This is a genomic window from Actinomadura atramentaria DSM 43919 (assembly GCF_000381885.1).
GTDB lineage: Bacteria > Actinomycetota > Actinomycetes > Streptosporangiales > Streptosporangiaceae > Spirillospora > Spirillospora atramentaria.
The window spans coordinates 120550-144547 of the sequence record NZ_KB907211.1 but is presented as its reverse complement, the minus strand read 5'-3'; the positions used below and the strand labels follow the sequence as shown (position 1 = coordinate 144547).

24 protein-coding genes are annotated in these 23998 nt (G+C 74.6%); 17 read left to right on the top strand and 7 right to left on the bottom strand.

The window, feature by feature from the left end:
* Window positions 1–6: 6 nt before the first annotated feature.
* The 11 genes from G339_RS0111185 (at window position 7) to G339_RS38715 (ending at window position 8823) form a co-directional block, all read left to right on the top strand.
* Window positions 7–216 (top strand): DUF397 domain-containing protein, encoded by a 210-nt coding sequence (locus tag G339_RS0111185; protein ID WP_019631168.1) that lies wholly within the window; start codon window positions 7–9, stop codon window positions 214–216.
* Window positions 217–451: 235 nt separating this feature from the next.
* A complete protein-coding gene (locus tag G339_RS40345) occupies window positions 452–820 on the top strand; it encodes a hypothetical protein (protein ID WP_019631167.1) in 369 nt (122 codons plus the stop codon).
* Window positions 821–934: 114 nt separating this feature from the next.
* Window positions 935–1363 (top strand): hypothetical protein, encoded by a 429-nt coding sequence (locus tag G339_RS40340; protein WP_026341347.1) that lies wholly within the window; start codon window positions 935–937, stop codon window positions 1361–1363.
* Window positions 1360–1776 carry an ATP-binding protein gene (locus G339_RS40335; protein WP_019631166.1) on the top strand — a complete coding sequence of 139 codons (417 nt, stop codon included), beginning with the start codon at window positions 1360–1362 and terminating at the stop codon, window positions 1774–1776. The genes G339_RS40340 and G339_RS40335 overlap by 4 nt, the downstream gene beginning before the upstream one ends.
* Before the next feature lie 92 nt (window positions 1777–1868).
* Window positions 1869–2297 (top strand): NUDIX hydrolase, encoded by a 429-nt coding sequence (locus G339_RS0111165; RefSeq protein WP_019631165.1) that lies wholly within the window; start codon window positions 1869–1871, stop codon window positions 2295–2297.
* Between the two features lie 306 nt (window positions 2298–2603).
* A complete protein-coding gene (locus tag G339_RS0111160) occupies window positions 2604–3539 on the top strand; it encodes an ACP S-malonyltransferase (protein WP_019631164.1) in 936 nt (311 codons plus the stop codon).
* Window positions 3536–4501, top strand: a complete 966-nt coding sequence (locus G339_RS0111155; protein WP_019631163.1) for a beta-ketoacyl-ACP synthase III — start codon at window positions 3536–3538, stop codon at window positions 4499–4501. The genes G339_RS0111160 and G339_RS0111155 overlap by 4 nt, the downstream gene beginning before the upstream one ends.
* 52 nt (window positions 4502–4553) lie before the next feature.
* Window positions 4554–4817: an acyl carrier protein gene (locus G339_RS0111150; RefSeq protein WP_019631162.1), complete on the top strand. Its 264-nt coding sequence runs from the start codon at window positions 4554–4556 to the stop codon at window positions 4815–4817.
* Between the two features lie 118 nt (window positions 4818–4935).
* Window positions 4936–6246: a beta-ketoacyl-[acyl-carrier-protein] synthase family protein gene (locus tag G339_RS0111145; RefSeq protein WP_019631161.1), complete on the top strand. Its 1311-nt coding sequence runs from the start codon at window positions 4936–4938 to the stop codon at window positions 6244–6246.
* Between the two features lie 47 nt (window positions 6247–6293).
* Entirely contained in the window at window positions 6294–7736 is a 1443-nt protein-coding gene (locus G339_RS0111140) for an acyl-CoA carboxylase subunit beta (RefSeq protein WP_019631160.1), read from the top strand.
* Between the two features lie 298 nt (window positions 7737–8034).
* Window positions 8035–8823, top strand: coding sequence for an RICIN domain-containing protein (locus G339_RS38715; RefSeq protein ID WP_169514726.1), 789 nt, complete (start codon window positions 8035–8037; stop codon window positions 8821–8823).
* Here the strand turns inward: G339_RS38715 and G339_RS38710 are convergent.
* Window positions 8797–9186, bottom strand: coding sequence for a hypothetical protein (locus tag G339_RS38710; RefSeq protein WP_157407510.1), 390 nt, complete (start codon window positions 9184–9186; stop codon window positions 8797–8799). The two genes, G339_RS38715 and G339_RS38710, sit on opposite strands and share 27 nt — an antisense overlap.
* A 375-nt stretch (window positions 9187–9561) precedes the next feature.
* A complete protein-coding gene (locus G339_RS0111130; RefSeq protein ID WP_026341345.1) occupies window positions 9562–10056 on the bottom strand; it encodes a DUF3145 domain-containing protein in 495 nt (164 codons plus the stop codon).
* 419 nt (window positions 10057–10475) lie between these two features.
* On the opposite strand from G339_RS0111130, the gene G339_RS0111125 reads away from it, so the two are divergent.
* The 3 genes from G339_RS0111125 to G339_RS0111115 are packed head-to-tail and all read left to right on the top strand — an operon-like array spanning window position 10476 to window position 13768.
* Window positions 10476–11036 (top strand): RNA polymerase sigma factor, encoded by a 561-nt coding sequence (locus tag G339_RS0111125; RefSeq protein WP_019631157.1) that lies wholly within the window; start codon window positions 10476–10478, stop codon window positions 11034–11036.
* A complete protein-coding gene (locus tag G339_RS0111120; protein ID WP_019631156.1) occupies window positions 11033–11455 on the top strand; it encodes a carboxypeptidase-like regulatory domain-containing protein in 423 nt (140 codons plus the stop codon). The genes G339_RS0111125 and G339_RS0111120 overlap by 4 nt, the downstream gene beginning before the upstream one ends.
* 3 nt (window positions 11456–11458) lie before the next feature.
* Window positions 11459–13768 (top strand): CHAT domain-containing protein, encoded by a 2310-nt coding sequence (locus G339_RS0111115; protein ID WP_019631155.1) that lies wholly within the window; start codon window positions 11459–11461, stop codon window positions 13766–13768.
* Window positions 13769–13772: 4 nt separating this feature from the next.
* Here G339_RS0111115 and G339_RS0111110 read toward each other — a convergent pair whose 3' ends face one another.
* The 3 genes from G339_RS0111110 to G339_RS0111100 form a co-directional block, all read right to left on the bottom strand.
* A complete protein-coding gene (locus tag G339_RS0111110) occupies window positions 13773–14597 on the bottom strand; it encodes a sulfurtransferase (protein ID WP_019631154.1) in 825 nt (274 codons plus the stop codon).
* Window positions 14598–14688: 91 nt separating this feature from the next.
* Window positions 14689–15819 (bottom strand): alkaline phosphatase family protein, encoded by a 1131-nt coding sequence (locus tag G339_RS0111105; protein ID WP_019631153.1) that lies wholly within the window; start codon window positions 15817–15819, stop codon window positions 14689–14691.
* Complete coding sequence (locus G339_RS0111100) at window positions 15816–16400, bottom strand: DUF5998 family protein (protein ID WP_026341344.1); 585 nt, start codon at window positions 16398–16400, stop codon at window positions 15816–15818. The genes G339_RS0111105 and G339_RS0111100 overlap by 4 nt, the downstream gene beginning before the upstream one ends.
* A gap of 91 nt (window positions 16401–16491) precedes the next feature.
* On the opposite strand from G339_RS0111100, the gene G339_RS37650 reads away from it, so the two are divergent.
* The gene (locus tag G339_RS37650; RefSeq protein WP_084693203.1) at window positions 16492–16713 is read left to right on the top strand and encodes a hypothetical protein; all 222 of its coding nucleotides are present in this window, start codon (window positions 16492–16494) and stop codon (window positions 16711–16713) included.
* On the opposite strand, the gene G339_RS0111095 is transcribed toward G339_RS37650, so the two are convergent.
* Window positions 16710–19166 (bottom strand): bifunctional acetate--CoA ligase family protein/GNAT family N-acetyltransferase, encoded by a 2457-nt coding sequence (locus G339_RS0111095; protein ID WP_019631151.1) that lies wholly within the window; start codon window positions 19164–19166, stop codon window positions 16710–16712. The two genes, G339_RS37650 and G339_RS0111095, sit on opposite strands and share 4 nt — an antisense overlap.
* Before the next feature lie 167 nt (window positions 19167–19333).
* On the opposite strand from G339_RS0111095, the gene G339_RS0111090 reads away from it, so the two are divergent.
* Window positions 19334–20257, top strand: coding sequence for a carbohydrate kinase family protein (locus G339_RS0111090; RefSeq protein ID WP_019631150.1), 924 nt, complete (start codon window positions 19334–19336; stop codon window positions 20255–20257).
* A 76-nt stretch (window positions 20258–20333) separates the two neighbouring features.
* Here G339_RS0111090 and G339_RS0111085 read toward each other — a convergent pair whose 3' ends face one another.
* Window positions 20334–22451, bottom strand: coding sequence for a RecQ family ATP-dependent DNA helicase (locus G339_RS0111085; RefSeq protein WP_019631149.1), 2118 nt, complete (start codon window positions 22449–22451; stop codon window positions 20334–20336).
* Window positions 22452–22597: 146 nt separating this feature from the next.
* Here G339_RS0111085 and G339_RS0111080 point away from each other — a divergent pair, with 146 nt between their 5' ends.
* Window positions 22598–23971, top strand: coding sequence for a threonine/serine exporter family protein (locus tag G339_RS0111080; protein WP_019631148.1), 1374 nt, complete (start codon window positions 22598–22600; stop codon window positions 23969–23971).
* Window positions 23972–23998 lie beyond the last annotated feature (27 nt).

Below are 23998 nucleotides of genomic sequence, written 5' to 3'. Positions count from 1 at the left end.
CAGACGATGATCAACATCCGCGACCAGTTCCGCGACTGGCGCAAGTCGTCTCGCAGCGGGAACAACCACGACTGCGTCGAAGTCGGCCACGCCCCCGACAGCATCGGCATCGGTGACACCAAGCAGCAGGGCGTCGGCCCGATCCTCGTTTTCGGCCACGCAGCCTGGAGCGAGTTTCTGAGCGAGGCCAAGCACGGACAACATGATCTGAACTAGGACGAACTGACCGCCCCGAAGGGTCACAGCACCATGCTGTGACCCTTTTTGCATGCCCGAAAATCCGCCCGACCGGGCTGTCCTTGCCCAAAGTCGTTGTCGACTCATGCGATCGTTTCCATACTGAGGATTGTCCGAGCAACGCGGATCATCATCATGGGGAGATTGTCCGACAATGCACCGAATCCAGTCGCTCCCCCGCCGCGTCGCACCCGCAACCCCAGGGGAACCCGCCATGACCACCGCTCCCGCGCCCGAACCGACCGACCGCCCCGCCGCCCGGTTCGCCGCGCGTCCCGGCACCCGTCCCGACGCCCGCGCGGACGCCCGCACCGCCGCGTTGACCGCCCTCCGCGCCGCGCTGGACGAGCGGCCGGGGTTCAAGACGCGGCTCCTGCGGTCCGACGACGCGCACGGCCCGTTCCTGTGCGTCACGGGTGTCGGCGCGCCGTCCGTCGGCAACCTGACCGAGAACATCCGGTGCCGGACCGACGCGGACGGGACCGTCGTCTTCGTCTGGAGCTGGGACGAGGACGTCGCGGGCCGGGGCGACGTCCGCGAGGCCGCGCGCGCGATCGGCCGCGTCCTGCGCGTCCGGATGTGACGCGGCGGCACCCGAACGACCAGCCCTCGAACCACCGGCCCCCGAACCACCGGCCCCGAACGGCACGTCCCGAGCGTCCAGGCCCCGAGCGACCCCCGTGCAAGGAGACGAACGATGCGACCGACCCCGATCACGGGCGCCGCCCCGGGCAAACCGACCCCGATCACGGATACCGCCCCGGGCGGACCGGCCCCGATCGCGGGCACCGCTGCGGGCCGCCCGGCCCCGACGCGCGGTCCCGCCCCCGCGCCCGCCGCGAAACCCGCGTCGGCCGGCGCGGGCGACCTGCTCACGCGGCGGCTCGTGGCACTGGTCCACCTCCAGCGCGAGCTGTGGCTGCTCGGCGTGGGCGGCCGCCTGACGACGGCGGGCGGCACGGAGTCCGTCACGCTGACCGTCCTGCGCCCGGGACTGCGCCCGGCGGACCGGCCCGTCGTCCTCGTCGCCTACGAGTCCGGGGCCTACCGCTATCTGTGGTGCGGCGGCCGAGTCCCCGTCGAGCAGCCCGGCCTGGCCGCGCGCGAACTGCTGGGGGCGCGGTGAGTCCGCGCTGGACGGCGTTCGGGGAGAACCGGTTCTCCCACCCCCGCCTCGTCCGCCGCGCCCGGCGGTGGGCGGTCGCCAGGGTCCGCGCCTCCGCGCCCTGGGTGGACCCCGACGACTTCGCGGTGGTCGTGTCCGAGCTGGTCACGAACGCGCTGCGCCATTCGGCCAGCGGCTACAGCGACGGCGGCGTGGACGTCCGCCTCCTGATGGACGGGACGACCCGGACGATGCGCCTGGTCGTCGTGGACGACGGCCACTCCAAGACCACCCCGAGAATCCCCGCGAGGCACCCCACCGGCGAAACCGTCTCCGGCCACGGCCTCCTCCTGGTGGCGACCCTCGCCCGAGACCTCGGCTACTCCCTGGCCTCGGCCCAGGAACGCTTCTGCCTCGTCTGGGCCGAGATGTAGAAACCCGCCACCAAGAACCGGGGTTCCCGCTCTTGTCCCAAGGAGGGGAGGACAAGACCGGGAACCCCGCCCAACCCAGAAGGACACAAGCAATGAGGCACGCGGTACGCGCCGTCCTACTAACCCCCAGCAGCGACCTGCTCCTGATGAAACGAACCCGCCCCAACACCCCGCCCTACTGGGTCCTCATCGGCGGCGGCGTGGAACCAGATGACCCAACCCCCGAGGACGCCCTACGCCGCGAGATCCGAGAAGAGATCGGCGGCGAAGCAAAGATCGTCAAACACCTACACACGATCCAGACGGCAGACACGATCCAAGACATCTACCTGGCCACGATCACATCGTGGAACTTCAACAACCGCACCGGCCCAGAGTTCACCGACTCGACCCGAGGCAAGTACGAACTGGAACAACACCACCCCGACACCATCAAGACCCTCAACATCAAGCCACCCGCCCTCAAGCCCCTGCTCCACCAAGCACCCACCCAGGCAAGCACCCACGAAAACCCCTCGTAGAAGCCAAACCCAGTCGCGGGGAAGCCCCAAAGCGAAGCGAAGCGAGCGAGGGCGCCCCCGCGAACGAGCAGCAACCGAAGGGGGTCACCGGCGGGCGCACGGCCGCGAGCCGCCAGGCGAGCGGCCGGGCGCCCGCAGCGCGAAGCGCCGCACCGCAGCGGAGCGAGGATGCGGCGCTTCGCGCCGCGGGGGGCGTGGGGGGTCGCCCCCCACAGTGAAACTGTAGGAGTCGTACAAACGGCCGCCGTCAAACTTCGTGCCGTTCGGTATCGGCACGGGTGCGCCGCGAGGGGCAGGCTTGTCGCTGTGATTCTCCTCGCCGCGCCCGGTCAGGGCGCTCAGTCCCCCGGTTTCCTCCGTCCGTGGCTCGATCTGCCCGGTGTCGCCGAGCGGCTGGCGTGGTGGTCGGCGGTGACGGGCCTGGACCTGGTGCGGTACGGCACGGAGGCGGACGCGGAGGAGATCCGCGACACGGCGGTGGCGCAGCCGCTGCTGGTGAGTTCGGCGCTGCTGGCGTACGAGCAGTTGTTCGACGTGGTTCCGGGCGCGGAGGCCCCGGCCCGTCCGGACGCGGTGGCGGGCCACAGCGTGGGCGAGCTGGCGGCGGCGGCGGTCGCGGGGGTGTTGTCGCCGGAGGCGGCGCTGGTGCTGGTGCGCGAGCGCGGCCGGGCGATGGCCGAGGCGGCGGCGGTGACGGAGACGGGCATGACGGCGGTGCTGGGCGGCGACGCCGAGCAGGTGCTGGCGTCGATCGAGAGGCACGGCCTGACGCCCGCGAACGTGAACGGCGCGGGCCAGGTGGTGGCGGCGGGCGAGGTCTCGCGGCTGCAGGCGTTCGCGGAGGACCCGCCGGAGAAGGCCCGGCTGCGGTCGCTGTCGGTGGCGGGCGCGTTCCACACCGCGTTCATGGCCCCGGCGGTGGCGACGCTGCGCGCGCTGACGCCGGGCGCACCGGTCCAGGACCCGTCGGCGGCGCTGCTGTCGAACCGGGACGGCGCGGTGGTCGCGTCGGGCCGGGAGTACGTGACGCGGCTGGCCGAGCAGGTCAGCGCCCCGGTCCGCTGGGATCTGTGCATGGCGACGATGCGCGAGCTGGGCGTCACCGCGATCATCGAGCTGCCCCCGGCGGGCACCCTGGTGGGCCTGGCGAAGCGGGAGCTGAAGGGCGTCGAGCTGCTGGCCCTGAAGACCCCGGACGACCTGGGCCGCGCGCGCGAGCTCGTCAAGGCGCATACCGCATGACGACGATCCGCATCAACGACACGGTCCCCGGTTCGCGAGTCCTCGCGTTCGGCGACTACCGGCCCGCGCGGGTCGTCACCAACGACGACCTGGCCGCGACGGTGGACACCAACGACGAGTGGATCCGCAGCCGCGTCGGGATCGTCGAGCGGCGCGTCGCCGCCGAGGACGAGACGATCGTGGACATGGCCGCGCAGGCCGGCGGCAAGGCGCTCGCCGCCAGCGGCCTGGCCCCGGCCGACATCGACCTGGTGATCGTCGCGACGTGCTCGGCGGAGACGCCGATGCCGAGCCACGCGGCGAGCGTCGCGCACCGGCTCGGGATCGCCGCGCCGGGCGCGTACGACCTGAACGCGGCGTGCGCGGGCTTCTGCTACGCGCTGGCGGCGGCGGACGCGGCCGTCCGGACGGGCTCCGCCCGCAACGCGCTGGTGATCGGCGCGGAGAAGATGTCGCAGTGGATCGACTGGTCCGACCGGTCGACCTGCATCATCTTCGCGGACGGCGCGGGCGCTGCGGTCGTCGGCGCGGCGGCCGAGCCGGGCGTCGGCCCGGTGGCGTGGGGCAGCGACGGCGGCCAGTCCGACCGCATCCGCATCGGGAGCCGCCACGAGTACATCCGGCAGGACGGCCAGGCCGTGTTCCGCTGGGCGACGACGGCGGTCGCGCCGGTGGCGCTGGCGGCGTGCGAGCGGGCGGGCGTGGCCCCGGCCGAGCTGGCGGCGGTCGTCCCGCACCAGGCGAACCTGCGGATCATCGAGGCCATCGCGCGGAAGGTGAAGGCGCACAACGCCGTCGTCGCCGACGACATCGTGCGGTCGGGCAACACCTCGGGCGCGTCCATTCCCATCGCCCTGTCGCGCATGGTCGAGCGCGGCGACGTGCCGTCGGGCGCTCCGGCCCTGCTGGTCGGGTTCGGCGCGGGATTGGCCTACGCTGCCCAAGTCATCCAGATCCCTTAGGCCCTGGTCGCACCGCGTCCGGGCCCTGACCCACACCCATCGAAGGAGAACAATGGCCGCCATCGCCACCGAACAGGACATCCTGAAGGGCCTTGCGGAGATCATCGACGAGATCGTCGGCATCGACAAGTCCGAGGTCACCCCGGAGAAGAACTTCATCGAGGACCTGGACATCGACTCGCTGTCGATGGTAGAGATCGCCGTTGCCGCGCAGGACCAGTTCGGCGTCGAGATCCCCGATGACGAGCTGCGCAACCTGAAGACGGTGCAGGACGTCATCAACTTCGTCCAGAACCTGCAGAAGCCGCAGGGCTGAGCGACGCGGGAGCGCGCCGCCGGGCCTCCCGGCCGGTCGACAGGCCGGTTCCGTCCGGATTCCGGCGGAACCGGCGGCGCGCCGACCCGCACCCCCCAGTTTGCGAGGAGCACTCAAGATGAGCACTAGCCCGACCTCCGTCGTCGTGACCGGCCTCGGCGCGACCACACCGCTCGGCGGGGACGTCCCGTCGACGTGGTCCGCGCTGCTCGCCGGCAGGTCCGGGGTCCGCAAGCTGGACTGGGACAACGTCGACGAGCTGCCGGTCCGCTTCGCCGCGCAGCTCGCCGTGGACCCGGCCGAGAGCATCCCGCGCGCGCAGCTCCGGCGACTGGACCGCAGCCAGGCCATCGCGCTGATAGCCGCGCGCGAGGCGTGGCGGGACGCGGGTTTCGCGCCGCCGGTGCGGCGCGCCAAGAGCGCCAAGCCGGTCGAGGCCGAGCCGGGCGCCGACGAGGGCTTCCGGGTGGACGGGGACCGCCTCGGCGTCGTGGTGTCCAGCGGCATCGGCGGCCTGCACACGGCGCTGAACAGCTACGACGTCTACAAGGAGAAGGGCTGGGCGCGCGTCTCGCCCTTCACCGTCCCGATGCTGATGCCGAACGGCGCGTCCGGGCACGTCGGCATCGAGTTCGGCGCGACGGCGGGGTCGCACGCGCTGGTGAGCGCGTGCGCGTCCAGCGGCGAGGCCGTCGGGTACGCGATCGACATGATCCGCGCGGGCCGCGCGGACGTGGTGATCTGCGGCGGCACCGAGTCGTGCATCCACCCGCTGCAGATGGCGTCGTTCGGTTCGATGCGCGCGATGTCCACGCGCAACGAGGAGCCGGAGCGCGCGTCCCGGCCCTACGACAAGAACCGCGACGGGTTCGTCCTCGGCGAGGGCGCGGCCGTCATGATCCTGGAGTCCGAGGAGCACGCCCGCGCGCGCGGCGCGAAGATCCACGCCATCGCGGCGGGCTGCGGCTACTCCAACGACGCCTACGACATCGTCCTGCCGGACCCGAGCGGCGCGGGCCAGGCCAAGGCCATGCTGCGGGCGCTCGAGGACGGCGGGCTGACGCCCGAGGACATCGTCCACGTCAACGCGCACGCGACCTCGACCCCGGCGGGCGACATCGCCGAGCTGGCGTCGATCCGCGCCGCGCTCGGCGACGTCGCGGACCGGCTGACCGTCACCGGCACCAAGTCGATGACGGGCCACCTGCTCGGCGGCGCGGGCGCGCTGGAGTCGGTGATCACGATCCTGACGCTGCGCGAGGGGCTCGTCCCGCCCACCGCCAACCTGGAGGACATGGACGACGAGGTCGACCTGGACGTCGTGCGCGGCGAGCCGCGCGCGATCCCGGACGGCCCCGCCGCCGCTCTCAACAACTCGTTCGGTTTCGGCGGCCACAACGTGTCGGTCGCCTTCCGTCGCGCCGTCTGACGCGGGCTCCGCTCCGCCGCGGCGCAGGCACCTAAGGAGCAACTGACGTGACCGTTCTCGACAACCGGGTCGTCGGCCCGGCGGACGCGGAGCCCGAGCAGGCCCCCGACCCGCGCCACCCGCGGGTCCGCCTGTCGGTGCTCTTCGACGACGCCACCTTCCGTCCCCTCAGCGACGAGGACGACGGCAGCGGCGCGCTCGCCGGGATCGGCCGGGTCGAGGGCCTGCCGGTCGTGGCGTTCGCGTCGGACCCGCGCGTGCAGGGCGGCGCGATGGGCGCGGCGGGCTGCGCGGCGATCGTCGCGGCCTACGACCACGCCGTCCGGGAGCGGCTGCCGATCATCGGGCTGTGGCACTCGGGCGGCGCGCGGCTCGCCGAGGGCGTCGAGTCGCTGCACGCGGTCGGGCAGGTGTTCGCGGCGATGACGCGGGCGTCGGGGATCGTCCCGCAGATCTCGGTGGTGCTGGGCGCGGCGGCGGGCGGGGCGGCGTACGGCCCGGCGCTGACGGACGTGGTCGTGCTGTCGCAGAGCGGCAAGATCTTCGTGACCGGCCCGGACGTGGTCCGCTCGGTGACCGGCGAGGACATCGACATGGCCTCGCTGGGCGGCCCCGAGCCGCACTCGCGCAAGTCCGGCGTGGTCCACGTCGTGGCCCGCGACGACGACGAGGCGATCGAGCGGGGGCGGCGGCTGGCGGTGCTGCTCGGGCACCAGGGGCGGCTGCGCCTCGACGACGTCGCCGAGCGGGACTTCTCGGGCATCCTGCCGGAGAACCCGCGCCGCGCGTACAGCGTCCACCCGCTGGTGCGCGGCGTCGTGGACGACGACGAGGGCGACTACGTCGAGCTGCACCCCAAGTGGGCGCCGAACGTCGTGACGGCGCTGGGGCGGCTCGGCGGGCGGACGGTCGGCGTCATCGCCAACAACCCGCTGCGGCTGGGCGGCTGCCTGGACTCGACGTCCGCCGAGAAGGCCGCCCGGTTCGTCCGGATGTGCGACGCGTTCGGGGTGCCGCTGGTGGTGCTGGTGGACGTCCCCGGCTATCTGCCGGGCGTCGGCCAGGAGCACGAGGGCGTGGTCCGGCGCGGCGCCAAGCTGCTGCACGCGTTCGCGGCCGCGACGGTCCCGCGCGTCACGCTGGTGACCCGCAAGGCGTACGGCGGCGCGTACATCGCGATGAACTCGCGGTCGCTGGGCGCGACGCGGGTGTTCGCCTGGCCGACGGCGGAGCTGGCGGTCATGGGCGCGGTCGCGGCGGTGCGGGTGCTGCACCGGCGCAAGATCGCTGCCGTCCCGGCGGAGGAGCGCCCGGCGCTGGAGGCCGAGCTGGCGGCCGAGCACGAGAAGATCGCGGGCGGTCTGGAGCGCGCCCGCGCCCTGGGCGTCGTGGACGAGGTCATCACCCCGGACACGACCCGCACGGCCCTGGCCCGCGCCATCGCCGAGGCCATCCCGGCCCGCGGCTCCCACGGCAACATCCCGCTGTAACAACCCGAACGCGCGACGCCCCTCCCCCTTCCGGGAGGGGCGTCGCGCGTTGTGCGCAAGTTCAGCTCTCGAGACAGGTCCCCACCGGCGTATCGCACGAGTGAGCGAGACTCCGTGGGTTCGTCGTACTCCCCGTCAACTGTCGGCGCCTTCCGCGCCCCGACTCGCGTGGATCAGATCAACCCGAAAATACTGGGGGCCGGATGCGGCCATCCCGACTGGGTAGATTGAAATCAACGAAACCATGATGTTGACTTGCATTACACCGAAAGTCACGGTACAGGAAGGCGAGTCCCACATGCGCTTCAGAACGGCCGCCAAGCAGACCTTATATGCTGTCGCTACCATGCTGGCGGTACTGACCCTCCTAGAACCCGGAGCCAGAGCGGGTCAGCCGACCACCCCCGGCCCCCCTTCTCCAGGCTTCCTCGCCCCAAATAGCCCCGATGATCTCAAGAAACCCGGCCCACCCTCACAAAATGGCGGGCCACCCACCGGACATAAAGTCAATATCCCCGCTCCGCCGCCGGGGCCCGGCGTCACGGTGAAGAAAACCTACGGCACCGAAAGTACAAATGCGGCGACAGCCCAGGGGTTCTACGTCGAAGCAGGCAACGAAGACAGCGGCCTGTACATGGACGCGAGCGGAAACAAGCCCAATACCAACGTCATCACGTGGCAGTGGACCGGCGCAGCCAACCAGTACTGGTACGTAGCGGATACTCCGTACTGCCTTTCCGACCAAGACGGTTACCAACGATGCGGGTTCGCGATCTACAACTATCGCCCCGAGAACGCGGGGACAGGCAAGACCGTCTTCTCCTGCCTGAACGTCGATCACGGGGACTACCGCAACAACACCGCCGTCCTGTCCTGGCACTGTGATGACGGAGTCGCCAAGAACGAACTTTGGGAGTTCATGCAACTCGGCAGCAACGTGTACGCGCTCAAGCCAGCATGGACCGGCGGCTTCCCTTACTCCGCAAACGTCGCGGGCGGTCTTTCAGAAAACCGCTATGTCGTTCTCTGGAAGGACAATGGGTCCAATGTCCCGAAGAACTCACGATGGGTCTTCTGGTCGTTCTAGACCCGCCACCTCGCGCAACGCAACGCTGATCCGGGTATGCGCCGCCGCGAGACGCGGCGTTACAAGATAGCCATCGGCAGCGTTCATCGCGGCGAGTGTCGCGTCGACCAAGCCATCCTCCGCCGCCTGGAGCTTGATTTTTTGCAGCGCTTCCTCCAGGCGGCGGTAGGGGGCTTCAAGGGCCTCCGACAATTCTTCCGACTGGTCGCGCCTCCTTGCCACCGCCACAGCGGACGCCGCAGCTACGATCAACGCGATCCACGGATCTTCCGGAACGCGAACGAAATCTTTCGGATTCAGCGCCGGCGGAACGGGAAGTCCACGCTCCGAGTGGCCGTCCCCTTGAGAGGGCTCGTCATTCATGGAGACATGGTAACATTCCACGCCTCAGTCGCCATCGGATCAAGATATTTTCATCGGGACACGATCACGATGGGCCGGTGCCCGTGAACTAGCAAGACTAATGGGCAGTCACCACCCGTCTTCACTCTCCTGCGACCCACGCCTTTCTCCATCGGCGTCCTATGTGAACGGGCCGCAAGCGCTATCTACGCGCCCATCGTCGCAACCTCTCGCTGCAACCCGCGCTCGCAGTGCCCCTCCCGGAGTGGAAGGGGCACTGCGCGTTGCCCGAAGAGCAGGCTGGATCGACGGTCTGACGGGGCAGCCGAAGCCGCGCGGACGCAGGACCGCGGGACGCCGCGTCGTCGCGTGCCGGTGCGGGGACGGCGCGCGGGGTCAGACGGCGGCGTGCAGCCAGCGGACGGGGGCGCCGTCGCCGGCGCGGCGGAACGGCTCCAGCTCGTTGTCCCACGGCGTGCCGAGCAGGCGGTCCAGCTCGATCTCCAGGGTGGTCTTGCCGAGCGCGGCGGTCGCCATGACCGAGCGCAGCCGGTCCTCGGGGATCATGATGTCGCCGTTCGCGCCGATGACCCCGGTGAAGACGCCGAGGGACGGCGTGAAGCTGTAGCGGACCCCGTCGCAGCCGGGGGTGGGGTCCTCCGTGCATTCGAACCGCGCGAGCTTCCAGTTGCGCAGCGCGGAGGTGATCCCGGCGGCGGTGCCCGGCCTGCCCTCCCAGTGCAGTTCGGCGCGCAGCGTCCCGGGCGCGGCGGGCTGGTCGGCCCACTCAAGGGACACGGGCACGCCGAGGACACCTGCGGCCGCCCACTCGATGTGCGGGCTCAGCGCAGGTGGCGCGGAGTGGACGTAGAAAACGCCACGTGCGGTCACCGGACCTCCTGGATCTGTACCGAGGCTCGTCTTCCCCTACGGCCTCGTACGCACCACGGGCGGCGTCCGCGTTGCTCATTCTGCATCATCGGAACGGGACGCACCACTGCGCGAACACTGTTTGCCGAACGCTTGACCGCGCCTTCCGATCCGCGTGGCGGAGTTCTCCCCGGCCAGTGGCCGTGTTCGTAGAAATCCCCATTTCGCGGTGCCGATGACGGTGGAAAACACCAGTCCGGCGACGTAGTCGCCGGAGCCGTCCAGGGGCGTCCGGCGGGGCGGCTACCCGACCGCGCGCGGGTCCAATCATCAGGAGTTGAGCACGGCCCGGCGGCGAGTCGGTAACCATGACGGGCACATCGCGGGCGCGCCGCGCGCACGTCCCGCTACGGTCGGCGACCGTGACACCGGGAGGACGAGTGGGCGAACGGGTGGGCGACGGTGAGCTGCTGCTCCGCGCCCGCGACGGCGACGCGGCGGCGTGGGACGCGCTGGTCGGCCGGTACGGCGGGCTGCTGTGGACGATCGCGCGCGCGTGCCGCCTCGGCGACGCCGACTGCGCCGACGTCGTCCAGATCACCTGGCTGCGGCTGGTGGAGCGGCTGGACGCGCTGCGCGACCCGGACGCCGTCGGCGCGTGGCTCGCCGTCACGGCCCGGCGCGAGGCGCGCCGCACGGCGCACCGCCGGGGCCTCGCACCGCTGTGCGCGGGGGCGGGCGCGGACCCGTACGCGGTGCCGGGCGCGGTGGGTCGCGGCGCAGCCGCCGCGCCGGACGAGCTGGCGGCGGCGCGGGACCGCGTCGCGGAGGTCGGCGCGGCGCTGCGCGGCCTGCCGCGCCGCTGCCAGGACGTGCTGCGGCTGGCGGTGCTCGCACCGGGCCAGGCGGAGCTGGCGGCGGCGCTGGAGCGGCCGGTGGGCAGCGTCGGCCCGCTGCGCGCCCGCTGCGTCGCGGAGCTGCGGCGGAGGCTGGGCCGGTGACCGACGACGTTCCGCGGGACGCGGCCGACGCGCTGCGCGCCCTCGATCCCGTCCCGGACCCGGTCCTCGCGGCGGCCCGCGCCGCGTACGCGCGGCGGCTGCCGGGCGCGCTCCTCGCCGAGCCCGCCGAGGCGTCGCCGCTGCCGGGCGTCCGGGCCGCCGACACCGCGCGGCGGCTCGCGTTCGCCGCCCCGGACGTCGCGATCGAGATCGAGGTCCTGGACCGCGACCTCGCGGGCCGACTGCTGCCCGCCGCCCCGGCCCGCGTCACCGCCCGCCGCGCGGACGGCGCGACGCATCCGGGCCGGACCGACGACGCGGGCCGCTTCGCGTTCACCGACCTGGCGCCCGGCCCGCTGAGCCTGGCCTTCGAGCGCCCGGACGGCTCGACGGTCGTCACGAGCTGGATTCGGATCTAGCCGATGGCCCCGGGCACGTCGTTCATCTCGTACACGGACGCGCTGCGGCGGGTGGACCTGGTGGACGCCCTGGCGGCCCGCGGCGACTCGGCGGCCGCGCTGGCCGAGGCCGAACGGGCGAGACCCGTCCTCGTCGGGACGGACGCCGACCGGCTCGCGGCGGCGGTCGCGCGGGCGCTGGCGGGCGCGGGCCGCCTGCCGGAGGCGCTGGGCACCGCGCGGACGGCGCTGCGGCGGCTCCGGCGCGGCGGCGACCCGGTCGCGCGCGTCGACCTGCTGACGGCGCTCGGCGCGGCGCAGGCGCTCAGCGGTTCGACGGCGTGCGCGCGGGCCGCGCTCGCGGAGGCCGCCGAGGCGGCGGACGGCGCGGGCCTCCCCGCGCTCGCGGCGGTCGCGCGCGCCGAGCTGGCGACCGTCGCGCTGCGCGCCGGGGACCTGCCGCGCGCCCTCGCGCTGTTCGCGTCCGCCGAACCGGACCTGGCCGGGGAGCGCCTGCTGCGCTGCCGCCTCGGCCGCGCCGAGGCGCTGGTCGCCGCCGGACTGCCCGGTGAGGCGCGCGGCCTGCTGTCCCGCGCGGTCGCGGCGGCCGACGACGGCGGGTACGCGGGCGTCGTCGCGGACGGCCTGCTGCTGCTCGGCCACGCGGAGCTGGCGGACGGCGTCCCCGAGGCGGCCGCGCGGTCCGCCGGGCGGGCGCGGGCGGTGTTCGCGGCGCAGGACCGGCCGGGCTGGGTCGCGCCCGCCGAGCACCTGCTGCTGCGCGCCCGGTTCGCGGCGGGCGACCGGTCGCCGCTGCTGCTGGCGACGGCGCGGGCGGTCGCGGCGCGGCTGGACGCGGCCGGGTTCGGTCCGGCCGCCGCCGAGGCGCGGGTGATCGAGGCGCGGATCGCCGTCCGGTACGGGCGGCCCGTTCGGGAACCGGCGCGGGAGCCGGACGGTCCGGCGGCGCTGCGCGCGTCGGCGTGGCATCTGACGGCGCTGGCGCGCTGGTCGCGCGGCGACCGGACGGGCGCGCGCATCGCCGTCCGCGCGGGCCTGCGCATCCTCGCCGAGTACGCCGACGCGCTCGGCGCGCACGAGCCCCGCGTCCGGGCGGCGGGCCTCGGCGCGGACCTGGCGGCGTTCGGCGTCGAGCTGGCGGGCCCGCCCCGCGACCTGCTCGCGCAGGAGGAAGCGCGCCGCGAGCTGGCGCGCCGCCCGGTGCGGGTCCGGCCGCCGCGCGACGAGGCGCGGGCGGCGGCGCTCGCGCAGGTCCGGACGCTCAGCGCCCGCCAGGCCGAGGCGACCGCGCGCGGCGCGGCGTGCCCGGACATGGAGCGGCGGCTGCTGGTGCTGGAGGCGCGGCTGCGCGCGGACGCGCTGCGGCGGCCCGCGACCGACCGCGTCCCGTCCCCGCCGGGCTTCGGCGAACTGGCGGACGCGCTGGCCGGGCGCGTCCTGGTGGAACTGGTGCGGGTCGGCGCGGAGCTGCACGCGGTGACGATCCGGGACGGCCGGGCGCGGCGGCACGTCCTCGGCGGATTCGCGGCGGCCGTCCGCGCCGGCGCGCTGCTGCGGACGGCCGTGGACCTGGCCGCGCGCGGCGACCCGGCCCCGCCGCCCGCGCCCGACCTGCTGGCCCCGCTGCGCCGGGTGATCGGGGACCGCGAGGTCGTCCTCGCGCCCACGGGCGCGCTGCACGCGCTGCCGTGGGGTGTCCTGCCGGGCCTGGCGGGGCGACCGCTGGCGGTGGCTCCCTCGGCGGCGGCGTGGCTGCGGGCGCACCGCCGCCGGGCGCGCGGGCCGGGTCCGGCGGGCCGGGCGCTGCTGGTCGCGGGGCCGGGCCTCGCGCACGCGGACGCGGAGGTCGCCGCGCTGACGGCCGTCCACCCGGACGCGGCGGCGCTGGCGGGCCGCGCCGCGCGGACGGCGGCCGTGCGCGCCGCCCTGGACGGCGCGGCCGTCGCGCACCTGGCCGCGCACGGCGTGTTCCGGCCGGGAAACCCGCTGTTCTGCGGCCTGCGGCTGGCGGACGGGCCGCTGCTCGCGCACGACCTGGAGTCCGTCGAGGCGATCCCGCCGCTGGTGGTGCTGTCGGCGTGCGAGACGGGCCGGTCGGCGGGCGGCGACGCGGTCCTCGGCCTGCCGGGCGTCCTGCTCGGCCTCGGCGCGGCGACGGTGATCGCGCCGGTCGCCCGCATCGCGGACGCCGAGACGCCCGGTTTCATGGCGGTCCTGCACCGCGCGCTCGCGGCGGGCGTCCCACCCGCCCACGCCCTCGCCGACGCCGCCAGGACACCGGGCGCCGCGGGCTTCGTCTGCTTCGGCGCGTGACCGGCTAGCCCGCGGCGGTCGGCCGGGACGGGTCGGTGATCCACTCCGACCACGACCCCACGTACAGCGCCGCCGGAACCCCCGCCAGCGTCAGCGCGAGGATCTGGTGCGCCGCCGTGACGCCCGACCCGCAGTAGCAGCCGACGTCCAGGGCGTCCGTCGCGCCCGCCGCCGCGAACCGCTCGCGGAGCGCCAGCGACGGCAGGAACCGGCCCTCGCCGTCCACGTTGCCGAGCGTCGGGGCGTTCACCGCGCCGGGGATGCGGCCCGCGACCGGGTCGACCGGCTCGGTCTCGCCCCGGTAGCGCTCGGCGGCGCGCGCGTCCAGCAGGACGCCCTCGCGGGCGACGGCCGCCGCGCCCTCGGCGTCCAGCAGCGGCATCCCGCCGGGCCGGGCCGTGAAGTCGCCGGATTCCGGCGCGGGTTCGTCGGCGGTGACCGGACGGCCCGCGCCCGACCAGGCGCGGAACCCGCCGTCCAGCACCCGCACGTCGTCGTGGCCGAAGTAGCGCAGCGTCCACCACAGCCGCGCGGCGGCGGTGGAGTCGGACTCGTCGTAGACGACGACGGTGCGGTCGGCGCGGACCCCCGCGCGGCGCATCGCGTCCTGGAACGCGGCGGGCTCGGGCAGCGGATGCCGCCCGCCCGCGCCCGGCTCCCCCGCGACGTCGCGGTCGAGGTCGACGAACACCGCGCCCGGCAGGTGCCCGCGCCGGTACGCCTCGACGCCCGGCGGCCCGGCGAGGTTCCACCGGACGTCCAGCAGGACGGGCGCCGGTTCGCGGTAGAGCCGGCGGGCCAGCGTGCCGACGTCGATGAGAGGCTGCACGACGTCAGTCTGACCGGCGCGCCGCCCGGACGTGAAGGGTGTGTCCAGATGCGTCACGGTCCGTAGCCTAACCCGGACCAATCGTGATCACCTACGCGGCCCCCGCGCCGGTGACGCTCACCAGCGGAACGAGCTGCTCGGCCGGGACGAGCGAGCCGTGCATCCCGACCATCCCGGCCAGCCACGGCTCCCGCTCGGACGCGACCAGCGCGACGTCGGCGTGCGGGACCGCGACGACGTCCCCGATCCGCTCGGCCATCCCGGGCGCGAGCGGCCCGAACCAGCCCTCGGCGACGGCCTCGTCCCGCGACCGGACCCAGCACGTGCCGCCGAGCCGTTCGCGCCACGCGGCCAGGACGTCGTCGCGCGCGCCGGGCGCGCAGTACGCGTACCGGGAGCGCGCGTCGCCGCCGAGCAGCGCCACGCCCGCCGACAGCTCCGCGTCGGCGTCCAGGTCGATGCGCTCGACCGGGTCGGTCATGCCGTGGTCGGCCGTGACGTGCAGCGCCGCGCCGGGCGGCAGGACGGCGGCGAGCCGTTCGGCGAGCAGGTCCACGAACCGGAGCTGGTCGCGCCAGTCGGCGGACGCGACGCCGAACCGGTGCCCGGTGGAGTCCAGATCGGGGTGGTAGACGGTCGTGTACGAGCGGTCGCCCGCGCGCATCGCCCGCCCGGCCGCCGCGACGAGCTGGCCGAGCGCGTCCGCGCCGACGTAGTCCGCGCCGCGCGCCGTCGCGCGGCTGAGCGCGCTGTTCCGGTACAGCCCGGCGCCGACGTACGTCGCGGTGATCCCGGCGGCCCGCGCCCGCTCGTACGCGGTCGGCGCGGGCTGGAACTCGGCCGGGTCCGTGTCGTCGGCGTTCCAGCGCAGCAGGTTGAGCAGCCGCGTGCCGCCGTCCACGGCGACCTGGAGGCCGAGCAGCCCGTGCCCGCCGGGCGGCAGGCCGGTGCCGAACGAGCCGAGGCTGGCGACGGTCGTCGCGGGGAAGCCCGCGGTGAGCGGACGCCCGCCGAGCGACGTCAGGAACGGCGCGTGCCCGGGATGGGCGCGCAACTGCTCCCAGCCGAGCCCGTCCACCAGCAGCAGGCAGACGCGCCGCGTCTCGGCCAGCCCGAGCGCGTTGGCCGCGCCGGGCACGCCCAGCGACGCCAGCGCCGACTCGGGCAGGTCCGCCAGCGCCGACCGCCCGTACCGGGGGACCGGCGGCGCGCCCCCGCTCATCCCGCCGACGTCGCCGACGACAGCGCCTCGGCGAAGGCCAGGACCTGCGCGACCGCGTCCGCGCCGTCCGCGGCCTCGCTGACGCGCAGCGACAGGTCGTCGGCGGTGACGCTGCCGGTGTAGCCGTGGTCGGCCTCGCAGTTCTCGTCGCCGCAGGTCGCGGGCTCCAGGTCGACGTGGGCGATGGCGCCCCAGCCGATCGTCAGGACGACCTCGGTGGGCTGCGTGCCGGGCACGTACGACGCCGGGTCGGGCACGACGCGGGTGACCGCGACGGACTGGACCCGCTCGATCTTCACCGCCTCGGTGGTGGTGGAGGCGTGCGGCTGCGCGATGCCCTCGCCGGGCGGGTGCTCGTCGGTGTGGCACACCAGCAGCCGCGTCGGCGACAGCACCAGGACGGTCACGTGCCGCCGGACCTCCATCGCGGGGTCGAACGTCGCCTCGTGGTGGATGACGTAGGCGAGCACCCGCTCGTCGCCGATCGCCGACTCGACCGCGTCCGCGACCAGGGCCGGGTAGTAACCGCTGCGCTCGATGGCCGTGCGCAACCCCTCAGACGTCGCTCGGGTTTCCCTCATGGCCCCCATCCTGCCCTGTCGGGGCCGGGGGCGCACATGAGCCCGTACGCGGCGCATGGTCGTTCCGCCCGAGATGGGGTAACAGATCCGCATGAAGCACGACGATCGTGAACCGCTGCCGACGCCGCCGCCGATCCCGCCGCCCGGACCGGACCCCGCGCCGCCCCCGCCGTCGCCCGTCCCGCCGTCGCCGGAGCCCGCTCCCCCACCCCGGCCGCCGATGCCGCCGCCCGGACCGCCGTCGCCCGAGCCCGACCCGATCCCGCCGATCCCGCCGACGCCCAGACCGGGGCCGCCGCCCCCGCCGTCCTAGCGCAGGCGGCGCGGGCCGAGTTCGGGGCGCGGGCCGACGGGACGCGCCAGCCGCAGCTCCACGCCGCGCACCGACGTCCCCGACGTCCGCGCCAGCACCGGCGACAGCGCCAGCCGCGCCACCTCCGGCAGGTCGTCGGCCAGCCGGGAGACGCGCAGCAGCAGCGCCTCCAGCGCCGCGACGTCCACCGGCTCCGCGCCCCGGTGCCCGAGCAGCAGCGGCGCGGTGCGGACCGCGCGGACGATCCCGGCGGCCTCCACGTCGGTGAGCGGGGCCAGCCGGTAGGCGCGGTCGTCCAGCAGCGCGGCGGTCTCGTCGGCGAGGCCGAAGGAGATGACCGCGCCGAACGACGGGTCCTCCAGCGAGACGATCCGCGTCGCGACGCCCGCCGCGTCGTCGGCGCCGTCCGGGCCGCCGACCTCGACGCCGTAGCACGCCAGCAGCTCGGCGGCCTGCGCCGCGCTCGCCTCGACCGGCCCCCCGTCGCCCAGCCACTCCTCGACGAGCGCGCGGGCGCGCCGCCGGTCCGCGCCGACGATCTCCGGGAGCCGCCCCGGTGGGCGCCGCCGCCACTGCGCGTACCGGATGGCGTAGGCCAGCGCGCGCACCGCGTCCTCGGGGGCCGGGTAGGACGGCACCGAACCGGCGGCGGCCGCCCCGTCCGGCCCGGTGACGCGCAGCTCGGCGGGCATGCCCTTGGCGCCCAGGTACGTCGCCACGATCGGCTTGCCCGAGCGCTCGGCCAGCCGCAGGATCTTCTCCGGCACCGACACGTCGTAGCCGCCGATCGTCGGCGGGGTGAACAGCGCGACGACCGCGTCCACCGCCGGGTCGGCCAGCGCCCGCGCCAGCGCCTCCTCGTACTCGGCCGCGCCCGCGACCGGCCCGAGGTCCACCGGCGGACGCACCTGCAACCCGGCCGCGACCGCCGCGTCGTGCGCGAGCAGGCCCAGCGAGTCGGAGTTGTCGATGATCGCGACGCGGTCGCCCCCGGGCAGCGGCTGGTACGCCAGGAGCTGCGCGACGTCGAACAGCTCCGACAGGTCCTCCACCCGGATCACCCCGGCCTGCGCGAACAGCGCGCTGACCGCGTGGTCGGGCAGGCTCAGCGCCGACGCCGCGTGCCCGAGCGGGACGCCCTGCGTGCTGCGTCCGCTCTTCACCGCGACGATCGGCTTGCGCCGCGACAGCCGCCGCGCGAGCCGGGTGAACTTGCGGGGGTTGCCCAGCGACTCCAGGTAGAGCAGGACGGCGCGGGTGCCCTCGTCCTCCTCCCAGTACTGCATGAGGTCGTTGCCGGAGACGTCCGCGCGGTTGCCCGCCGACACGAACGTGGACAGGCCCAGGCCGCGCTCGGCGGTGCGCTGCAGGATCGCGATGCCGAGCGCGCCGGACTGCGAGAAGAACCCGACCGGCCCGCGGCCCGGCATCGTCGGGGCGAGCGTGGCGTTCAGGCCGACGCCGGGGTCGGTGTTGGCGATGCCGAGGCAGTTGGGGCCGACGACGCGCATCCCGTACGCGCGGGCGAGGCGGACGAGTTCCTCCTGCCGGGCGCGGCCGTCCGGGCCCGTCTCGCCGAACCCCGACGACACCACGACCAGCCCGTGGACGCCCTTGCCGGCGCACTGCTCCACGACCTCGTGGACGGACGGGGCGCGCACCGCGACCACCGCGAGGTCCACGTCGTCGGGGATGTCCAGCACCGACCGGTACGCCCGGACGCCCGCGACCGCCGTCGCCGTCGGATGGACCGGGTACACCGGCCCGGTGAAGTCCCCCGCCAGCAGGTTCCGCAGCACCGTGTGCCCGACCGTGTGCTCCGACCGGCTCGCGCCGATCACCGCCACCGACCGGGGCGTCAGCAGCCGCTGGATCGACCGGGACTCCGCGCGGTGCTCGCGGGCCGCCATGACCTCCACCGACGTCTCGGTCGGCTCCAGGTCCAGGACGAGTTCGATCACGCCGTCCTCGAACCGCTGCTCGGCCCGGTAGCCGACCTCCCGGAACACCCGCGTCATCCGCCGGTTGTCGGGCAGGACGCTCGCGACGAACCGGTCCAGCCGCCGCTCCCGCGCCGCCGCCGCGATGTGCTCCAGCAGCACCGCGCCGAGGCCCCGGCCCTGGTGCGCGTCCTCGACGAGGAACGCCACCTCGGCCGTGTTCGGGCGGTCCTTCAACCGCTCGTAGCGGACCACCGCGACCATCCGCCCGCCGATCGTCGCGATCAGCGCGACGCGGTTCACGTGGTCGACGGTCGTGAAGTGAGCGATCTCACGGTCGCTCAGCCGGGGGCGGGGCGAGAAGAACCGGTAGTAGATCGTCTCGGGCGAGAGGCGCGCGTAGAACTCGCGCAGCAGCTCGGCGTCCCCGCTCCGGATGGGGCGCAGATGCGCCGTCCCGCCGTCCGTCAGCAGGACGTCGGCCTCCCAATGGTCCGGATACGCCTCGGTCACGTACCCGAGGGTATGACACCGGCCCGCACGGGCCGCACCGGGGAAAAAGACCGCGTTCCCCGTTTTCGCTGCGCGTTCGAGACCTAATCGAAGCGCCGGAGCTGTTACGGTCGAGCACACGCCCAGTACGCCGCTCACGCGGGCCGTTGATCGAGGTGATGACTCCCATGACGCGCGTGGTCGTGGTTGGCGACTTGATGACTGACACCGTGGCGCGTGCCGCGTTCCCCCTCGCCAAGGGCAGCGACACGCCGGCCGCCGTGACGACCCACGGCGGCGGCTCGGGCGCCAACGTGGCGTCCTGGCTCGCCGTGGACGGCGTGCAGGTCGCGTTCATCGGCCGGTGCGGGTCCGACATCCTCGGCCGCAACCGCGACATGGAGCTGATGGGCTACGGCGTGGACGTCCGCCTCATCCGCGACCCCGAGCGGCCCACCGGCACGTGCGTCGTCATGGTCACCCACAAGGGCGACCGCACCATGCTGTCGGACCCCGGCGCCAACGCCGCGCTGCTGGTCGAGGACGTCGACCGGTCCCGCGAGCTGTTCGCGCAGGGCACCCACCTGCACGTCTCGGGCTACTCGCTGCTGAACGAGGGGTCGCGCAAGGCCGCCGTCCACGCGCTGGAGACCGCCCGCAAGGCCAAGATGTCGATCTCGGTGGACGCCGGGTCGTCCGCGCCGCTCAAGCGGATCGGCGCGGAGCCGTTCCTGGAGTGGACGCAGGGCGCGCGGCTGCTCGTCCTCAACGCCGACGAGGCCGAGGTGCTGACCGGCCGCGACTCCCCCGAGCAGGCCGCCAAGGTGCTCACCGCCTGGTACCCGCAGGTCGTCATCAAGATCGGCGCGGACGGCGCGCTGTGGTACACCAACGGCCGCCCCGAGCCGGTCACCGTCGCCGCCGAGCCGATCGACAAGATCGTGGACGGCACCGGCGCGGGCGACGCGTTCATCGCCGGGTTCCTGCCGCCGTGGCTGGACGGCAAGCCCCCGGCGGAGGCCCTGAACGCGGGCTGCCGCCTGGCCGTCCAGGCGATGAAGCACCTCGGCGCCCGCCCCTCCCTCGACGTTCAGAACAACCCCATCACCTGACCCTTCCCGGCGCCGCCGGGGCTCGTTCGCTCGCGTCGCACGCGGGGCGGACCGTCCGCCCGCCGCGCCGGGCGTTTCAGTTGGGGACGGCCAGGACCAGCGGCAGCACCGCCGGGGCGCCCGCGCGGCGGAGTTCGCGGGACGCGACCGTGAGGGTCCAGCCGGTGTCGGCCTGGTCGTCCACCAGGAGGATCGGGCCGTCCGCGTCGCGGACGGCCGCCGCGACCTCGTCGGGCAGGGACAGGGCGTTCCACACCGAGCGGAGCCGCTGCGCGCTGTTGTGGCGGCGCGGCGCCGGTTCGCCCAGCGGGACGAACTCCCCGAGGAACGGCAGGCGGCCGATCTCGGCGATGCGCCGCGCGAGGCTCCCCACCAGGCGCGGCCGGGTGCGGGAGCCGATTCCGACGACGGCGGCGGGGCGGCGCTCCCAGTCCCACGCGGCGAGGACCTTCACCACGGCGTTCACCATGCCGGCCGGGACGTCGGCGTCGGGCGCGCCGGGCGCGAGCAGGTCGCGCAGCCGGTTGCCCCAGCCGATGTCGGTGAGGCGGCCGAGGGCGCGGCCGGTCTCGGCGAGGTCGCCGGGGGCGAGGCGGCCGGCGACGCCGAGGTCGTCCTTGACTCCGGTCGGCCACATGCGGCGCGGCGCGACGTCCACGCCGGGCCGGTGCAGCCGGTCGCGGGCCGCCGCCGCGCCCGCCGCGCTGACCGAGGCGGTGCGCCGCCGCCCGGTGCAGTTGTCGCAGCGCCCGCACGGCGTGGCGGCGTCGTCGTCGAGGCGGCGGCGCAGGAACTCCTCGCGGCAGCCGTCCGTCGCGATGTACTCCAGCATCGCGCGCTGCTCGCGCTCGCGTTCGGCGCGGACCCGCTCGTAGCGCGCGCGGTCGTACTCCCAGGGCCGCCCGGTGGACTCCCAGCCGCCCTTGACGCGGCGGACCGCGCCGTCCACGTCGAGGACCTTGAGCATCATCTCCAGCCGCGACCGGCTGAGGTCGACGCGCGGTTCGAGCGCGCCGGTGGACAGCGGGCGGCCCGCCGCGTCCAGCGCCTCCAGCGTCGCGCGCACGACGGGTTCCGGGGGGAACGCCAGGCTCGCGAAGTACGCCCAGATCTCCCGGTCCTCCCGGCCGGGGAGCAGGACGACCTCCGCGCGGTCCACGCCGCGCCCCGCGCGCCCGATCTGCTGGTAGTACGCGACCGGGGACTGCGGCGCGCCGACGTGGACGATGAACCCGAGGTCGGGCTTGTCGAAGCCCATGCCGAGCGCGGACGTCGCGACCAGGGCCTTCAGCCGGTTGTCGCGCAGGTCGCGTTCGGCGGCGAGGCGTTCGGCGGGCTCGGTCTGCCCGGAGTAGGCGGCGACGGCGAAGCCCCGGTCGGCCAGGTAGCCCGCGATCTCGTGCGCGGCGGCGACGGTCAGCGTGTAGACGATCCCGGAGCCCGGCAGCGCGTCCAGGTTCTCCCCCAGCCAGGCGACGCGTTCCTCCGCCTCGGGCAGCGCCACGACGGACAGGTGCAGCGAGTCCCGTTCGAGCGGGCCGCGCAGGACGAGCGCGTCGCCGTCGAGCTGCTCGGCGACGTCGGCGGTGACGCGCGCGTTGGCGGTGGCCGTCGTCGCCAGGACGGGCACGCCCGGCGGCAGGTCGGCCAGCAGCGTCCGCAGCCGCCGGTAGTCGGGCCGGAAGTCGTGGCCCCAGTCGGAGATGCAGTGCGCCTCGTCCACCACGACCAGGCCCGCACCCGCCGCGAGCTTGGGCAGGACCAGGTCGCGGAAGTCGGGGTTGTTGAGCCGTTCGGGGCTGACGAGCAGGACGTCCACCGCGCCCGCGGAGACGTCGGCGAACACCGCCTCCCAGTCGTCGGTGTTGGCGGAGTTGACCGTCGCGGCGCGGATGCCCGCGCGCTCGGCCGCCTCGATCTGGTTGCGCATCAGCGCCAGCAGCGGCGACACGATGACGGTCGGGCCCGCGCCGCGCGAGCGCAGCAGCCGCGTCGCGACGAAGTACACCGCCGACTTGCCCCAGCCGGTGCGCTGCACGACGAGCGCGCGGCGGCGTTCGACCACCAGCGCGCGGATCGCCGTCCACTGGTCCTCGCGCAGGCGCGCGCGCTCCCCGGCGAGCGCGCGCAGGCAGCCCTCGGCCTCGTCGCGGAGGGCGTCGGGCGCGGCGGTGGTGTCCTCGTGGGTCGTCACCCGTCCTTGCTACCAGCCCCCGCCGACGCTCCGCACCCGGACGCCGGGCCTGTGGAAAACCCGGAGGGCCGTCCGGGGTAGCGACCGGACACGGCGGGTAGCCTGCGTTCAAGATCGGCATACCGGGATCGGAGGACACGTCGGGAATGGGGCGCGGGACCGAGCGCTTGCTGCGCGGCTGGCGGGCACTGATGGACGCGGCACCGCCCGAGGTCCCCGAGGACGAACCCGGCGACGCCGTCGATCCCCGCGCCATCGACCTCGTCCTGCGCGTCGGCGAACTGCTGCTGGCGTCCGGCGAGTCCACCGAGCGCGTCAACGAGGCCATGCTGAGCCTCGCCGTCGCCTACGAGATCCCGCGCTGCGAAGTGCAGGTCACGTTCACGAGCCTGCTGGTCTCCGCGCACCCCGGCGGCGGCGCGCACCCGGTCACCGGATCGCGCGCCATCCGCCGCCGCACCCCGGCGTACTGGCGGCTCACCCGGCTCCACGACCTCGTCCAGCAGGCGTCGATCGGGATGCTGGACCTGGACGGCGCGCACGCGGAGATCGCGGCGATCAAGCGGGGCCGCGCGCCCTACCCGCCGTGGCTGCTGGTCGTCGGGCTCGGGCTCATCGCCGCGTCGGCGGGCGTGCTGGGCGGCGGCGGGCCGATCGTCGCGGTGACCGCGTTCGTCGCGACGGTCCTCGGCGACCGGACCGCCGCCGCGCTGGCCCGGCGCGGTATCGCGGAGTTCTTCCAGCTCGCGGTCGCCGCGGGGATCGGCGCCTCGGCGGCGGTGATCGTCGTCGCGCTGGGGAGTCCGGGGCGCGCTTCCACGATCGTCACCGGTGCGATTCTGGCGCTGCTGCCCGGACGTCCGCTCGTGGCGAGCATCCAGGACGGGATCACCGGTGACCTCGTCAGCGCCGGGGCGCGGCTGCTGGAAGTCTTCTTCATCATCACGGCGATCGTGGCGGGGCTCGGGGCGGTGGTGTACCTCGCGGTGTACGCGGGGGTGCAGGTCGAGTTGGGGGATCTGCCGTCCTCCCCCGCGCTGCTGGAACCGGTACGGGTAGTCGCGGCGGCCGGGGTCGCCATCACGTTCGCGATCACGCTGGCGGTGCCGCGTGCGGTGCTCGCCCCGGCGGCGGTCGGGGGCGCGCTGATCTGGATGATCTACGTGTCCCTCTTGCATCTCGATCTCGCACCGGTACTCGCGGCTGGCGTTTCGGCCGTCGTCATCGGTCTCGCGGGGAGCTTGTACGCGCGGCGAAGGCAGGCGCCGTCGCTGCCGTACGTCGTCCCGGCGATCTCGCCGCTGCTCCCGGGCACGCTGCTCTACAAGGGCATGGTCGAGCTGAACACCGGTGACGCGGCGGGCGGGGCGCTGAGCCTGGTCGGGGCGCTGTCGGTGGCGCTCGCGCTGGCGGCGGGCGTCAACCTCGGCGGGGAGCTGGTCCGGGCGTTCCAGCGGGTCGGGATGGGCGTGTCCGGGCGGGGCGCGCGCCCCGCCGCCCGCCGGACGCGGGGTTTCTAAGCACGGGGTTTCTAAGCACGGGGCTTC

What these genes read in the sequence shown, in the direction of transcription:
- G339_RS0111185 (WP_019631168.1), top strand. Translation starts at nt 7, where the DNA reads ATGATCAACATCCGCGACCAGTTCCGCGACTGGCGCAAGTCGTCTCGC.
- G339_RS40345 (WP_019631167.1), top strand. Translation starts at nt 452, where the DNA reads ATGACCACCGCTCCCGCGCCCGAACCGACCGACCGCCCCGCCGCCCGG.
- G339_RS40340 (WP_026341347.1), top strand. Translation starts at nt 935, where the DNA reads ATGCGACCGACCCCGATCACGGGCGCCGCCCCGGGCAAACCGACCCCG.
- G339_RS0111165 (WP_019631165.1), top strand. Translation starts at nt 1,869, where the DNA reads ATGAGGCACGCGGTACGCGCCGTCCTACTAACCCCCAGCAGCGACCTG.
- G339_RS0111155 (WP_019631163.1), top strand. Translation starts at nt 3,536, where the DNA reads ATGACGACGATCCGCATCAACGACACGGTCCCCGGTTCGCGAGTCCTC.
- G339_RS0111150 (WP_019631162.1), top strand. Translation starts at nt 4,554, where the DNA reads ATGGCCGCCATCGCCACCGAACAGGACATCCTGAAGGGCCTTGCGGAG.
- G339_RS0111145 (WP_019631161.1), top strand. Translation starts at nt 4,936, where the DNA reads ATGAGCACTAGCCCGACCTCCGTCGTCGTGACCGGCCTCGGCGCGACC.
- G339_RS38715 (WP_169514726.1), top strand. Translation starts at nt 8,035, where the DNA reads ATGCGCTTCAGAACGGCCGCCAAGCAGACCTTATATGCTGTCGCTACC.
- G339_RS38710 (WP_157407510.1), bottom strand. Translation starts at nt 9,186, where the DNA reads ATGAATGACGAGCCCTCTCAAGGGGACGGCCACTCGGAGCGTGGACTT.
- G339_RS0111115 (WP_019631155.1), top strand. Translation starts at nt 11,459, where the DNA reads ATGGCCCCGGGCACGTCGTTCATCTCGTACACGGACGCGCTGCGGCGG.
- G339_RS0111105 (WP_019631153.1), bottom strand. Translation starts at nt 15,819, where the DNA reads ATGAGCGGGGGCGCGCCGCCGGTCCCCCGGTACGGGCGGTCGGCGCTG.
- G339_RS0111100 (WP_026341344.1), bottom strand. Translation starts at nt 16,400, where the DNA reads ATGAGGGAAACCCGAGCGACGTCTGAGGGGTTGCGCACGGCCATCGAG.
- G339_RS37650 (WP_084693203.1), top strand. Translation starts at nt 16,492, where the DNA reads ATGAAGCACGACGATCGTGAACCGCTGCCGACGCCGCCGCCGATCCCG.
- G339_RS0111090 (WP_019631150.1), top strand. Translation starts at nt 19,334, where the DNA reads ATGACGCGCGTGGTCGTGGTTGGCGACTTGATGACTGACACCGTGGCG.
- G339_RS0111080 (WP_019631148.1), top strand. Translation starts at nt 22,598, where the DNA reads ATGGGGCGCGGGACCGAGCGCTTGCTGCGCGGCTGGCGGGCACTGATG.